The organism is Mucilaginibacter sp. (assembly GCF_041088075.1).
Lineage (GTDB): Bacteria > Bacteroidota > Bacteroidia > Sphingobacteriales > Sphingobacteriaceae > Mucilaginibacter_A.
The window spans coordinates 35,222-48,396 of sequence record NZ_JBGCVY010000008.1 but is presented as its reverse complement, the minus strand read 5'-3'; the positions used below and the strand labels follow the sequence as shown (position 1 = coordinate 48,396).

General features: G+C 41.9%; 13 protein-coding genes. All 13 read left to right on the top strand.

Translation table 11 applies throughout. The annotated features are described in order from the left end of the window. Positions 1-7 precede the first annotated feature (7 nt). A complete protein-coding gene (locus V5804_RS00865; protein WP_369589482.1) occupies positions 8-391 on the top strand; it encodes a DUF2784 domain-containing protein in 384 nt (127 codons plus the stop codon). A 273-nt stretch (positions 392-664) separates the two neighbouring features. Beyond that, positions 665-1,450 carry a phosphatase PAP2 family protein gene (locus V5804_RS00860; RefSeq protein ID WP_369589481.1) on the top strand — a complete coding sequence of 262 codons (786 nt, stop codon included), beginning with the start codon at positions 665-667 and terminating at the stop codon, positions 1,448-1,450. 10 nt (positions 1,451-1,460) lie between these two features. Continuing rightward, positions 1,461-2,708 carry a TolC family protein gene (locus V5804_RS00855; RefSeq protein ID WP_369589480.1) on the top strand — a complete coding sequence of 416 codons (1,248 nt, stop codon included), beginning with the start codon at positions 1,461-1,463 and terminating at the stop codon, positions 2,706-2,708. Positions 2,709-2,712: 4 nt separating this feature from the next. Further along, the gene (locus tag V5804_RS00850) at positions 2,713-3,675 is read left to right on the top strand and encodes an efflux RND transporter periplasmic adaptor subunit (protein WP_369589479.1); all 963 of its coding nucleotides are present in this window, start codon (positions 2,713-2,715) and stop codon (positions 3,673-3,675) included. Then, a complete protein-coding gene (locus tag V5804_RS00845) occupies positions 3,672-6,755 on the top strand; it encodes an efflux RND transporter permease subunit (protein WP_369589478.1) in 3,084 nt (1,027 codons plus the stop codon). Before V5804_RS00850 ends, V5804_RS00845 begins: the two co-directional genes overlap by 4 nt. A gap of 33 nt (positions 6,756-6,788) precedes the next feature. Beyond that, positions 6,789-7,271, top strand: a complete 483-nt coding sequence (locus V5804_RS00840) for a type II toxin-antitoxin system VapC family toxin (protein WP_369589477.1) — start codon at positions 6,789-6,791, stop codon at positions 7,269-7,271. Beyond that, positions 7,240-7,431 carry a hypothetical protein gene (locus tag V5804_RS00835; RefSeq protein WP_369589476.1) on the top strand — a complete coding sequence of 64 codons (192 nt, stop codon included), beginning with the start codon at positions 7,240-7,242 and terminating at the stop codon, positions 7,429-7,431. The genes V5804_RS00840 and V5804_RS00835 overlap by 32 nt, the downstream gene beginning before the upstream one ends. 77 nt (positions 7,432-7,508) lie before the next feature. Continuing rightward, positions 7,509-8,510, top strand: coding sequence for a hypothetical protein (locus V5804_RS00830; RefSeq protein ID WP_369589475.1), 1,002 nt, complete (start codon positions 7,509-7,511; stop codon positions 8,508-8,510). A 123-nt stretch (positions 8,511-8,633) separates the two neighbouring features. Then, entirely contained in the window at positions 8,634-8,864 is a 231-nt protein-coding gene (locus V5804_RS00825) for a hypothetical protein (protein ID WP_369589474.1), read from the top strand. A 219-nt stretch (positions 8,865-9,083) separates the two neighbouring features. Then, positions 9,084-10,136, top strand: coding sequence for a YhcG family protein (locus V5804_RS00820; protein WP_369589473.1), 1,053 nt, complete (start codon positions 9,084-9,086; stop codon positions 10,134-10,136). Position 10,137: 1 nt separating this feature from the next. Then, complete coding sequence (locus V5804_RS00815) at positions 10,138-10,575, top strand: hypothetical protein (RefSeq protein ID WP_369589472.1); 438 nt, start codon at positions 10,138-10,140, stop codon at positions 10,573-10,575. Between the two features lie 660 nt (positions 10,576-11,235). After that, a complete protein-coding gene (locus V5804_RS00810) occupies positions 11,236-11,484 on the top strand; it encodes a hypothetical protein (protein WP_369589471.1) in 249 nt (82 codons plus the stop codon). Continuing rightward, positions 11,444-12,949 (top strand): hypothetical protein, encoded by a 1,506-nt coding sequence (locus tag V5804_RS00805; RefSeq protein ID WP_369589470.1) that lies wholly within the window; start codon positions 11,444-11,446, stop codon positions 12,947-12,949. Before V5804_RS00810 ends, V5804_RS00805 begins: the two co-directional genes overlap by 41 nt. Positions 12,950-13,175: the final 226 nt, after the last annotated feature.

Here is a 13,175-nt window from a genome sequence, read left to right as displayed (position 1 = left end):
TTTTTAGATGGACTTGCGCCTGCTTGATTTCTTGCTTACCTTGCTCCACCTGCTCATTATCGGCTTTAATTTGTTTGGATGGATTTGGAAACCGACCAGAAAACTGCATTTCATCTGCATTTTGGTTACGGCCGCTTGCTGGTTTGGTTTGGGTTTTTGGTACGGCATCGGTTATTGCCCGATAACCGATTATCAGTGGCACATCAAAGCACTGCGCGGCGAGCAAAATCTACCCAATTCGTTTATTAAATATATGGTTGATGCCATTTTCGGCAGTAATGTCAACGCAACTTTAATTGATGTTTTAACCGGCCTTGGCTTTTTTCTGGCTGCCGCGCTTTCGGTTTATGTTAATTTTTTCAGAAAAAGCAATGCTTCTTTTACCGGGTAAAAATTGGTGTCAAAGCTAAAATCAACAACCCTAATTTTTGCATGATAAAAACAGCATGGCCTAAAATAGCTTGCAAGAACATTAAAAATTTAATTAATTTTAAAATAGTTGGCACGAGGTGCCGGATATTCCACTCCTTTTAGATTATTTAGCTATTATCCAATTTTTCTACAAAATCAACTGCTACATTTGCTTGCAGTTACTTAGGTTCAATTTCCCTCCTACCGGGATTCTATAAGAAACTTGAAGGAATTTTAACAATTTAAAAAAAGCATGAGCTTGAAAAAAAACTGCCGCCTGATTTTACTTTTTACCCTGACTTGCTTTTCTGCTTTTGCCCGGCCAGATACCACCAAAAGCCTTCGCGATACTTCTTTTACCGGCATAAAATCATTGTCAACCATCCAAAAAGGTTTCAAGCCTTTCATTATTCCAACTGTTTTGATTGGTTATGGTGCGCTTGCGTTGGAAGTTAAGCCGCTTAAAAACCTCAACCACTCCATCCAGCACAGCATTGTTACCAACAACCCAAATTTTTCTACACATGTGGATGATTATTTGTGGATTGTTCCGACAGCAGCATTGTACGGCTTAAATGCGGTTGGCATTGAGGGAAAACACAATTTTCGAGACCGGACAGTAATCGTGTTGATCGCAAACGGGATTATGGAAGCTGGAAGCCAGATTACCAAAAAATCTGTCCGCGAACTGCGGCCGGATGGCGGCGACTATGAGTCTTTTCCTTCCGGCCACACGGCCTCTGCTTTTACCGCTGCCGAATATCTGTACCAGGAATACAAAAATGTTTCGCCCTGGATCGGTTATAGCGGTTATGCCGTGGCTGCTTCAGTTGGCGTTTTGCGCTTGTATAACAATCATCATTATCTCGGCGATGTAATTGCAGGTGCCGGTTTGGGTATTTTATCAACCAAAATTGCTTACACCGTTTATCCTTTTGTGGCGCGGCATCTCTTCAAAAATTATAACTTTAAAACGGTTGCAGTTCCGGCTTACATCCAGGGAAGTCCTGGTTTTAGTTTGGTGCACCATTTTAATTGAGCTTTTAAAAATGTGTTTTAAGCTGATCAAAACCTTGTTGATGATTGCTGTTTTTACCGGCTGTTTTTCAGTTTCGGCACAAAACAATACGCTGCAATTTTACCAGGAACAAGCGTTAAGAAATTCGCCGCTTTTGAAAGATTACAACAACCAAATTTTACAAGCCAGGATTGACAGCGCGCGTGTCCGTGCAGTTTACAAACCACAAGTTAATTTGAGCAGTTCGGCTTTTATTGCGCCGGTGATCCGTGGTTTTGGCTATGATGGCTCGATCACCAACGTCCAAACTTTGGATGGCTTGGTGAATGTAAACCAATCTTTGGATGGCAAACGTTACATCAAAGCCCAGCTTAAAAGTATTGGTTTGCAGGCCGATTCGCTCCAAAACACATCAAAGATTTCAGAACAGGATTTAAAAAAGTCGGTCATCGGGCAATACATTACAGCTTACGGAAGTTTGCAGCAATTGGAGTTTAACTTGCAAGTAAACGCCTTGCTCACCAAAGAAGAAAAGATCTTGAAAACGCTGACCCGAAGCAACGTTTACCGGCAAAGCGATTACCTTACTTTTTTGGTTACCTTGCAACAACAAAACCTACAACTGTCGCAATCGCGCATCCAATTTCAAAACGATTTTGCCACTTTAAATTATTTAGTTGGATTGCAAGATACCACAACGGTAAAATTGCAAGATCCAAACATCCAGGTAAATTATCAGCCTGATTTGGGCAACAGTATTTTTTTTAAACAATATGGTTTGGATAGTTTAAAGATTTTAAATAATAGAAGGTTGTTGGATTTTACTTACCGTCCGCGTGCCGGAGTTTTTGCAAACGGCGGTTACAATACTGGTTTTATCGCCCCAATTTTAAACAACTTTGGCACTGGTTTCGGTTTTAGTTTGACGGTCCCAATTTACGACGGCGGCCAGCGCAAACTGCAATACAAAAAGTTGGGTTTGGAAGAAGAAACGCGCCAAAACTACCGCAGTTTTTTCGGCAAACAATACAGCCAGCAAATTGCCCAGTTGCAACAGCAAATCATCGGGAACGAAAGTTTGATCACCCAAATTTCCGAACAGTTAAAATACGCGCAGCGTTTGGTTACGGTTGATTTTGAATTGATGCAAACTGGCGACCTACGCGTTGCCGACTTGGTTTTGGCCATCAACAATTACCTCAGCGCTAAATATTTGCTCACCCAAACCAACATCAGCAGGTTGCAATTAATCAATCAGTTAAACTACTGGAACCGTTAAAACCATGAAGAAAAACACGTTCCTCCGCATAAAACCTTTTTTGCTGCATGCTTCTTTTATCGGTATAATTTTGGTGTCGCTGTTTTCCTGCAAAAGCAAATCCGCAGAACCGGCCGAAGAAGACGTGCCTGCCGCCGATACGCAAACGCCGGTTACGGTTACCACCATCGGGCAGGATGCGCTGACAGATTATACCGATTTAAACGCGCGATCGGTTTACTTGTTAAAAAGTTTTGTCAAGGCCAACATCAACGGTTATTTGCGGCAGGTAAATGTGCAGCCGGGCAAGTACGTCAGCCGCGGGCAACTGCTGTTTTCTTTGGAAACAAAAGAAGCACGCAGTATTGGCAACAGCATTAATGTGCTGGATTCTACCTTTCATTTTTCAGGTTTGGGAAGGATTAAGGCCGCGCAATCCGGTTTTATTTCCGAAGTGAACCACCAGCAGGGCGATTACGTGCAGGACGGCGAGCAGTTGGCCGTCATCACCGATAAAAGCAGTTTTGTTTTTTTGATGCAATTGCCCTACGAAATGCGCACCGATGTAAAAGAACACCAGCCCGTGGATTTGACTTTGCCCGACGGCGAAAAACTGCGTGGGGAAGTTACGTTATCCATGCCAACGGTAGACACGCTTTCGCAAACGCAGGGCATTGTGGTGCGGGTGAAAGCGGCGCACAACATTCCCGAGAATTTGATCGCCAAAGCGCGGATTGTAAAATCTTCCAGCCAACACGCGCAATCGCTGCCCAAACCGGCCGTGCTTTCCAACGAAACCCAAACCGAGTTTTATGTGATGAAGCTGATCAATCCAACCACGGCCGTAAAAATACCCGTTAAAAAAGGCATCGAAACAAACGACCGGATTGAGATACTTTCGCCAAAATTTGCTGCCGGGGATAAAATTGTGGTTACCGGAAATTACAGTTTGCCCGACACGGCAAAAGTTAAAATTGTACAGCCATGAGCAAGCCAGGCAAAGATATTTTCATCGCCTACAAAAAGCCAATCAGCTTGGTTTTGGCGTTAATTTTAATGGGCGGGCTGTTTGCGTATTCTAAAATGCAAACTTCGCTTTTCCCGGAAATCACCTTTCCCAAAATCAAAATTATTGCCGATGAAGGTTTGCAGCCGGTAAACAAAATGATGATCACGGTTACCAAACCGCTGGAAAACGCCGTCAAACAAATCCCGGAACTTAATTACGTTAGAAGCACCACGAGCCGCGGCAGTTGCGAGATTTCGGCTTTTATGAACTGGAGCGCGAACATTGACCTGAGCCAGCAGCGCATTGAATCGCAGATCAGCAAAATCCGGAACGATTTGCCGGCCGATGTGCAGATTTCGGTCGAGAAAATGAACCCTTCCATTTTGCCGGTAAGCGGTTACACGCTGGAAAGCCACGATAAATCGCCCATCGAACTGCGGCAACTGGCCACGTTCACCATCAAACCTTTTTTATCGCAAGTCAACGGCGTTTCCGAAATCCGCGTGATTGGCGGCAAGGTAAAAGAATACTGGCTGCTGCTGAACCGGCAAAAAATGAGTGCACTTTCGCTCACGCCGGATGTCATCAGCAACACGCTGAACCAAACTGATTTTGTAAAATCCGAAGGTTATCTGTCAGATTATAAAATGCTGTACCTCACCGTAACCGATGCCACGCTAAACGCCAAAGACCAGTTGGAAAACGTGGTGGTAAGCAACAACAGCAAGCGCGTAATCAGGATGAAAGACTTTGCCGAAGTGCAGATCAATCCCGGCATCGAGTACACCAAGATCAACGCCAACGGGCACGAAGGTGTGCTGATTGCCGTCATCAAACAGCCCAATGCCAACCTCGTTTCGCTTTCTGGGGCAATGGAAAAGCAGGTGCAGCGGCTGCAAAAAATCCTGCCAAAAGACGTAACCATCAAACCTTATTATGTGCAGGCTGATTTTGTAAACGAGTCGGTAAAAAGTGTGGGCGATAGTTTGTGGATTGGTTTGGCACTGGCCATTGTGGTGGCGATACTGTTTTTACGGTCGTTAAAAGCGAGTGCGGTTATCCTCATCACCATTCCGATTACGCTTGGTTTAACGCTGATTGTGCTGTACGTGATCGGCTACACCTTTAATATCATGACGTTGGGCGCCATTGCCGCTGCCATCGGTTTAATTATTGACGATGCGATTGTGGTGGTCGAGCAAATCCACCGCACGCACGAAGAACATCCCGAAGAACCAACCCGCAACCTGCTGCAAAAAGCTATTGATTATTTGTTCCCGGCGATGGTTGGCTCTTCTATCAGCACCATTGTTATTTTTATTCCGTTTGTGTTGATGAGCGGTGTTGCGGGTGCATATTTTAAAGTGATGACGAACACGATGATCATCACCTTGGTCTGTTCGTTTTTTGTAACCTGGATCGGGCTGCCGGTGATCTACCTTTTGCTCAGCAACACCAAAAAAAGGGTGGTAAAAGAAGTACCGGCACACGGCGTAAAACAACAGCGTTGGGTTTCGTTTTTTATCCTGAGGCCGTATATTAGTGTTGGCATCATGCTTCTTTTAGTGGCAATAATTGTGTTTGTTCCAGGGAGATTGGCAACCGGTTTTTTGCCGGAGATGGACGAAGGCAGCATCGTGCTGGATTACAGTTCGCCGCCCGGAACTTCGCTGGAAGAAACCGACCGGATGCTGCGCGAAGTGGAAAAGATCATTGTGAAACAACCGGAAGTGGCGGCTTATTCCAGAAGAACGGGAACGCAAATGGGCTTTTTTATCACCGAGCCCAATACCGGCGATTACCTCATCCAACTCAAAAAACAACGTGATAAAACCACGGAAGAAGTAAGCAGCGATTTGCGGAAGCAGATTGAAGCCTCACAGCCATCGCTTCGGGTAGATTTCGGACAGGTGATTACGGATATGCTCGGCGATTTGATGACTTCGGCACAACCCATCGAGATTAAGGTTTTTGGCGATAACCAGCAAACGTTGCAGGCCTTGTCCAAACAAATTGCCGCCGCCGTAACCGCCGTAAAAGGCACCGCCGATGTTTTTGACGGCATTGTTATTGCTGGACCGGCCGTGAGCATCGTACCGGACTACAGCAAGCTGGCGCAATATGGATTGAACCCCGCCAACTTGCAATTCCAGGTGCAAACCGCTTTGGAAGGCAACGTCATCGGCAGTTTGTACGAAACGCAGCAGCTTTCGCCCATCCGCATGGTTTATCCGGGCAACCGCAGTTTGAGTGTGGAAGGCATCAAAAACATGAATTTGTTCCTGAACAACGGCCAGCAAATTCCCATCGCCGGACTGGCGAACGTAGAACTGCGCGCAGGCGATGCCGAAATTCAACGCGAAAACCTGCAATCCATGGGCGTCATCAGTGCGCGACTTGAAAACAGCGATTTGGGAACGGTGATGCCCGCCATCCAAAAAAACATTGCCGAAAAAGTGAACCTACCGCAAGGCTACCACGTGGAATACGGCGGCGCGTATGCCGAGCAGCAGCAATCGTTTAAAGAACTGTTGATCATTTTAATCACTTCCAGCTTATTGGTTTTTGGGGTGATACTGTTTTTATTCAGGCAATTTCGGATTGCGCTACTTATCCTCGTCATTGGCGTGCTCGGGATTGCCGGCAGTTTCCTGGCCTTGCTCCTCACCAACACACCGCTAAACGTGGGCAGCTATACGGGATTGATTATGATCGTGGGCATTATTGGCGAAAACTCAATTTTCACCTTTTTGCAGTTTAAACAAAGCATGCTGGAAAGTACGGTAAACGAAGCTGTTGTTTACTCCATCTCCACCCGCCTTCGCCCCAAATTGATGACAGCTTTGGGCGCCATCATTGCACTTTTGCCTTTGGCTTTGGGCATTGGTGCAGGCGCGCAATTACACCAGCCGCTTGCCATCGCCGTTATTGGCGGTTTTGTGGTGGCGATGCCTTTGCTGCTGATCGTTTTGCCGAGCATGATCCGGCTGTTGTACCGAAACGAAACGGCGCGTTCCATTCATAATCCTTCAGAAATAAACACCGATGCTGCCAGCTGAAAATAAACTTACTTTATCACTATCTTTACGTTGATGGTAAAACGGGTTTATATAGACACTTCTGTGATAGGCGGGCAGTTTGATAAAGAGTTTTCTGCCGCTACTATTCCCTTCTTTGAGGCGGTGATAGAAGGAAGTTTCAAAGTTATTATTTCTGACCTTTTGGAGGCCGAACTGTTAAGGGCGCCAAAACAAGTAAAAGACTTTTTAGCTGCCATTCCTTTTCAACAGATCGAGCGGGTTAAACTGACCGAAGAAGCAGCTAACCTTGCAAATCAATATATACAGGCTAAAGTTGTTGGACAAACGAGTCGGGCAGATTGCCAACATATTGCAATGGCTACTATTGCCAAAGCTGACGTTTTAGTGAGTTGGAATTTTAAACATATTGTTAACTTGGATAAAATCCGTGGTTACAATGGCATTAATTATCAGTTAGGCTATAACATGATCGAAATTAGAACACCTAAAGAAATTATAAATTATGACGACACAAGTGGACAACCAGACAATTGAAGGTTTAGTAAAGCAAATGCGCGTCATCCGCGATCAAATAAGCAATGAAATTAAAGACATGACTTTTGAGGAGGAGCGTGCTTTTTTAGACAAGTTACTTTCAGACAAAATAAATGAAAACAGTTCTAATCAAATTAAATCGAACAAATCAAATTTTTAATATTTTAATACTTTTAAAAATCTTGCTTTTAAAAGTAAGTTTTTTAAGTTTAACACATTTTAACCGATAAAAGAAGCATGAACCCAAACCTCAAATTTTCGCTGATACTGTTTTTATGCAGTATTTCTTTGTGTTCCAAAGCACAAAATTATGTGGCCGATAAAACCATTCCGCTGGCTGGCGATGGCGGTTATGATTACCTCAAGATTGATGAAGCAAACAACCGTTTGTATGTTTCGCACGGAACGGAAGTCAACGTGATTGACCTCGCAACCGAAAAAAGCATCGGCACAATCAGCGGCATGAAAGGCGTGCATGGCATCGCCATTGTAAACCACCTCAACAAAGGTTTTATCAGCGATGGCAGGGCAAATGCCGCCGTTGCTTTTGATTTGAAAACCTTGAAAACCATCGAAACCATTCCGCTGGCTTCCGTAAACGGACCGGATGCGATTATGTACGATCCCTATTCCGACCGTGTTTTTACTTTCTGCGGAGAAAGCAATAATGCGGCGGTGATTGACCCGAAAACGATGAAACAGATCGGCACCATAGCTTTGGGCGGTGGGCCGGAATTTGCCGTAAGCGATGGCAAAGGCAAGATCTACAATAATTTAGAGGATAAAAACAGCATGGACGTGATTGATGCCAAAACGATGAAAGTGCTGAAAAACTTTCCGTTGAACCCTTGCGGCGGCCCAACCGGTTTGGCTTTGGATGCAAAAAACAAAAGGCTTTTTACCGTTTGCCGTGAGAACAAAGGCTTAAGCGTGGTGGACGAAACCAGCGGAAAAGTAATTGCCACTTTGCCCATCGGCACCGGTGTGGATGCCGTAGCCTATGACCCGCAAACCAAACTCGTTTTTGCATCCAACGGAGACGGAACAGTTACCATTATCAAACAAAAAACTGCCGATGAATATGCCGTGGTACAAACTTTAAAAACCCAAGCCCGCGCCAGAACGATGGCTTTGGATACCAAAACACACAAAATTTATTTAAGCGTTGCAGAGATGGTGGCCGGTACGAGGACTGTAGTTCCGGGAACTTTTAGGGTTTTGGTTTATAAAATGGAGTAAAGTTATTTGTTGTTTTAATTTGGAAAATCCTGCTTGTTTAAGTGGGATTTTTTAGTTTTAGGGATTGCAAAAAAGATCGTAAATATTTAACCAAAAGTTGCAATCAAAATAAACCTACAATTTATGACAGCCGAAGAACTGATAACTTTACTGCAAGCGCTGCCGCCGGAAATTAAAATTGTGGTACGTGGTTACGAGGATGGATATAACGATATCCAACAATTGAAAGCTTTAAAATTGAAGAAAGAGCCAAACACAGAGTGGTACTACGGCGAATATTTTGAAGATACTTCTGAACATGCAATTGATGCAATTGAATTGTTTGGAGAGCATCACAATCAGGAGGGAAATTGAAAGTCTGTTTTTCTTAGTTTAAATTTTTAATACATGTTTAGAAATTGAGAATATGCAATTTTTCAAAAACTAGCAATCAAAAATTTTGCCGATAAAAGAAGCATTATGAATTTTGCCAACAACCGGATATGCTGATTGAGATTTGTAATTACAAACTTTGAATTACAAATTTTTAATTTAACCACATGTTCGAAAGTATAATTTATAAAACAAATACAAATGGGGAAGATACAGGACAACAACCATACATTAAACTTGGGCAATGAGTTAAAGCAACTAATTGAGCAAAGCCGTCAAAATGTAGCCTTAACTGTAAATGCCGAAATGACATGGTTGTATTGGCGCGTGGGAAAACGTATCAATGATGAAATATTAGGCAATGAAAGGGCAGATTATGGCAAACAGATTGTATTATCACTGGCACAACAATTAACCGAAAACTACGGAAGAGGTTGGGGAGAGAAACAATTGAGGCAATGTATGCAATTTGCCAGTGTTTTCCCTGACGAGCAGATTGTATACGCACTGCGTATACAATTTAGCTGGACTCATTTGAGGATGCTTATTTATATGGACAATCCCCTAAAACGAGATTTTTATATTGAAATGTGCCGTATGGAAAAGTGGAGTACAAGAACTCTCGAAAACCGAATTGATTCTATGCTTTTTGAACGGACCGCTATCAGCAAAAAGCCTGAAGAAACGATAATAAATGATATTGAGGCATTAAAAAACGAAGCAAAACTAAGCCCAGACCTGGTATTTAAAGACCCTTACTTTTTAGATTTCTTAGGCTTGAAAAACAATTTTTCCGAAAAAGATTTAGAATCGGCAATCCTGGCCGAATTACAAGAATTTATCATTGAGTTAGGTAGTGATTTTGCTTTCATGGCAAGGCAAAAACGCATTACTATTGACAATGAAGATTACTATATTGATTTGCTTTTTTATCACAGAAGGTTAAAATGCTTAGTGGCAATAGAATTAAAAATAGGCAAGTTTACAGCAGCAGATAAAGGCCAGGTAGAACTGTATTTACGTTGGTTAGAGAAATATGAAAAAGTAGCGGGAGAAAATCAACCAATTGGCTTAATACTATGCACGCATAAAAATGAAGAACACATAGAGTTGATGCAATTGGAAAGAAGCAACATCAGGGTGGCAGATTATTTAATCGAATTGCCGGACAAAAGCTTGTTAGAAAAAACACTTTCCCAATCTATTGAAAGGGCAAAAAATAGGTTAATCCAAAACGCTAATAACAACAATTAAAATGCAGGAAATCCTAAAGTCAACCTTGTTAGAATATGAAAAAAGTACTTTTTTGATTGATTTGATAAAACATAATTCCGGGGTAAATTATATTAAAGTCAGGCAAACGATAGAAGGAAATAACGACAGCCAGGAATTAAAAATTAACCTTTCCGTTGTTACCGATCTTATTTCAGTTTTACAGAATTATCAGAATCGAATACCAGAACAATTTTCAAAACCTAAAACTTTAAAACCAAAGAAACCTTACTTTTCCGAAGACAAACAGCAAGTAATTGTCAATAGATATTTTAAAGGACTAACCATCGAAACTTTAGCTTTGCAATTTGATTGTACCATACAAATTATTGAACCAATATTAATGAACAAACAAATTCCAATAGTAGATAACAAACTGCCAAAGCTATACAAGTATTTCAAATATAGGAAAAGAAAATAAATTTGTTTATTATTAAGAGCCGTTTAAAATTTACTTAATAAAACCTCAATACTTCTTTTATCACCTAAAATTTAGTTAGTATTTGTTTTTGGGTTTATTAAAATTGACGGAAGCACCAATTTTTATAGCGTAAAAGAAGCAGCTCCACAACTACAATCCAATTCAAAAGCCCTGTCAATACTTAAATTGATGCTGCTATTGGCAACGGCATTGATAAACCCTGCAATAAGCCTTTGTTTAAATTATGGGCTTCGCTCATGTAAACTTTTTTCGGTTTACTTCCAGTTCAACCCATAATCCTTACCTACTTCTTTTTGCTAATCAGCTAATTAAGGATCCAATCCTATGCCTTCAAAATTTTAAAGAAGCTGTTTAAATTTTGTTCAAATTATTGGCGATGCTTCTTTTATCGCCTAAAAATCAGTATGGCCATTTGCTTTTTGTATGCGGCAGCAAAGAGCAACACCAATTTTATAGTGCTAAAAGAAGCATCAGGGTTTTTCTTGGAAGAAATTTAAACAGCTTCTAAGCGAACAGTACTTTCTTTTTAAAAAGACAACCCATCCTTTTAACGAAACCAATAGCGATAACAAAAACATTTGAGCTTATGCCTCCGTAAAAAGCCTTGATCTTTTAAGTACAAACCTCAGCGGAAAAAAGATGAAAGAAGCACGTGGCGCAGGTTATTTGGAGTTTGCTGGTAGAAGCTTTTCCACTTATTATTCTCTCCTATTTTCCTCAGCCTTAACCCATCCGCAAAGGCTGATACTGACATTTCAAAAAAACCATTACCCTGTTTTCAAGCACTTTACTGACCCATTTTATTTTTTAGTTGTTCCTGATGAATTTTTTCCCCTTGAAAAAAGCCTTGCCGTTTGCGCTCCTGTTAATTGTTGGTACGGGTTGTAAAAAAGAGTTTTTAGATGAAGATTTATTTAATGCAAGTACCGACACCACAAACGTTGCCGTACATGTTACGGTTGATGCCCGTATTGTTAAAAATGATGTTTCGAAACAATACAAAGGCGTAAACATTACCGAAAACTGGGAAGACCAGTCGTACTGGAACTATCCCACTGCCCCGGCCGCTACCATCAAAGCTATTAACCCGAACATTATCCGCGCCGGAAATGACGATGTTTTTTGGTCTGAGCCGCCCTACAAAAAGCCGAGACCCTGCCTGATCAACCACGGGCCGTACGAATTCCTTTCTTATCAAACGGATATTGTTGAACCGGACGGCATCCACTTGAAAAGCCGCTACCTGGATATTGATGAGTATGTGGCGGTTTGCCGGGCAACGGGCAGCGAACCGGAAATCATCATCCCGTACAACCGCATTTATTACAAAGGCCAGGACGGTACACACATCGCCACAAAAGAAGATTTTTTAAAAAACGCAGAAACTTTGGTCAACTATGCCAACAAGGTTAAAGGCTACAACATCAAATTTTGGGAGATCGGCAACGAAAGCTGGCAACCCAGCACCAACGTTACGGCTGCAAACTACCGCGACGACCTGAAGCTGTTTTCAAAGCGGATGAAAGCGGTAGACCCTTCCATCAAAATTATCGCCAATGGCAGGACCAAATCTTGGTTTGAAACTGTTTTAGCCGGTGCCGCAGAAAGTATAGACTACATCAACATCAGCTATTACCCCGTTTATCCGTATTCGGGGTACAATTTTTACAGCAATTACAGTGTTACTTATGGCAATGATGCCGACATACAGGACGTTTTACAGGCACTCAACGCAGCTAAACCTGGTAAAGATATCAAGCTGATTGTTACCGAGTTTAATGCTGCCAGTTTTTATGGTCAGTGGAAAGACAATAACGATTTGGGCCATGCTTTGGTAAGTTTCCAGATAGGTGCCGATTTGATGAGCAATCCGGCAATTTACTTCTCCAGTTTTTGGAATATACGCTGGTATTATGGTTATCAACCAAACGGCGTGCATTGGCTGCCGATTGACAGTTCGCCAAAAACAGTGATGAATGCGGCCGATAACCAGGGCAACTTAAACGCAAATGGCACAAGTTTATCCATCTTATACAACAACTTTTCCGGGGCAATTGTAGATGCGCAAAGCGACAACCAGATAGTAAGGCCTTATGCCTGCGTTAATAAAAATAATGGCAAAACCAATTTGTTTTTATTGAACAAGAGCCAATCGAAACAAGATGTAAAAGTAGATTTGAATAACTTTGGCAGTGTAAAAAAAGCAGAAGTTTGGGTTTTTACCGGATCCGGAGATAACGATACAAACCCAAAATGGCAAAAAACAACGCCCAATGTTAACTTAAATGCAACCGGTACTTCGGCAACTTTAACATTAAGTGCCGAGTCGGTTACGATGATTAAATTAAAATAAGGATCACTGTAATTTAAGCACATGTTTAAATTGTATCGTTACGGTTTTACATGCTTCTTTTACCACCTAAAAATTGGCGACTGCACCAACTTAAATAAAACCAAACGTTTGCCAACTTTTAGGTGATAAAAGAAGCATTGATATTCTGCCAAGTAAGTTTTAAACAGGCTTAAGCAAACATTTAGTGCGTCCAACCTTTATTATCGTTTCTTAAAACTATCATAAA

What these genes read in the sequence shown, in the direction of transcription:
- V5804_RS00865 (WP_369589482.1), top strand. Translation starts at nt 8, where the DNA reads ATGGACTTGCGCCTGCTTGATTTCTTGCTTACCTTGCTCCACCTGCTC.
- V5804_RS00860 (WP_369589481.1), top strand. Translation starts at nt 665, where the DNA reads ATGAGCTTGAAAAAAAACTGCCGCCTGATTTTACTTTTTACCCTGACT.
- V5804_RS00855 (WP_369589480.1), top strand. Translation starts at nt 1,461, where the DNA reads ATGTGTTTTAAGCTGATCAAAACCTTGTTGATGATTGCTGTTTTTACC.
- V5804_RS00850 (WP_369589479.1), top strand. Translation starts at nt 2,713, where the DNA reads ATGAAGAAAAACACGTTCCTCCGCATAAAACCTTTTTTGCTGCATGCT.
- V5804_RS00845 (WP_369589478.1), top strand. Translation starts at nt 3,672, where the DNA reads ATGAGCAAGCCAGGCAAAGATATTTTCATCGCCTACAAAAAGCCAATC.
- V5804_RS00840 (WP_369589477.1), top strand. Translation starts at nt 6,789, where the DNA reads ATGGTAAAACGGGTTTATATAGACACTTCTGTGATAGGCGGGCAGTTT.
- V5804_RS00835 (WP_369589476.1), top strand. Translation starts at nt 7,240, where the DNA reads ATGACGACACAAGTGGACAACCAGACAATTGAAGGTTTAGTAAAGCAA.
- V5804_RS00830 (WP_369589475.1), top strand. Translation starts at nt 7,509, where the DNA reads ATGAACCCAAACCTCAAATTTTCGCTGATACTGTTTTTATGCAGTATT.
- V5804_RS00825 (WP_369589474.1), top strand. Translation starts at nt 8,634, where the DNA reads ATGACAGCCGAAGAACTGATAACTTTACTGCAAGCGCTGCCGCCGGAA.
- V5804_RS00820 (WP_369589473.1), top strand. Translation starts at nt 9,084, where the DNA reads ATGGGGAAGATACAGGACAACAACCATACATTAAACTTGGGCAATGAG.
- V5804_RS00815 (WP_369589472.1), top strand. Translation starts at nt 10,138, where the DNA reads ATGCAGGAAATCCTAAAGTCAACCTTGTTAGAATATGAAAAAAGTACT.
- V5804_RS00810 (WP_369589471.1), top strand. Translation starts at nt 11,236, where the DNA reads ATGAAAGAAGCACGTGGCGCAGGTTATTTGGAGTTTGCTGGTAGAAGC.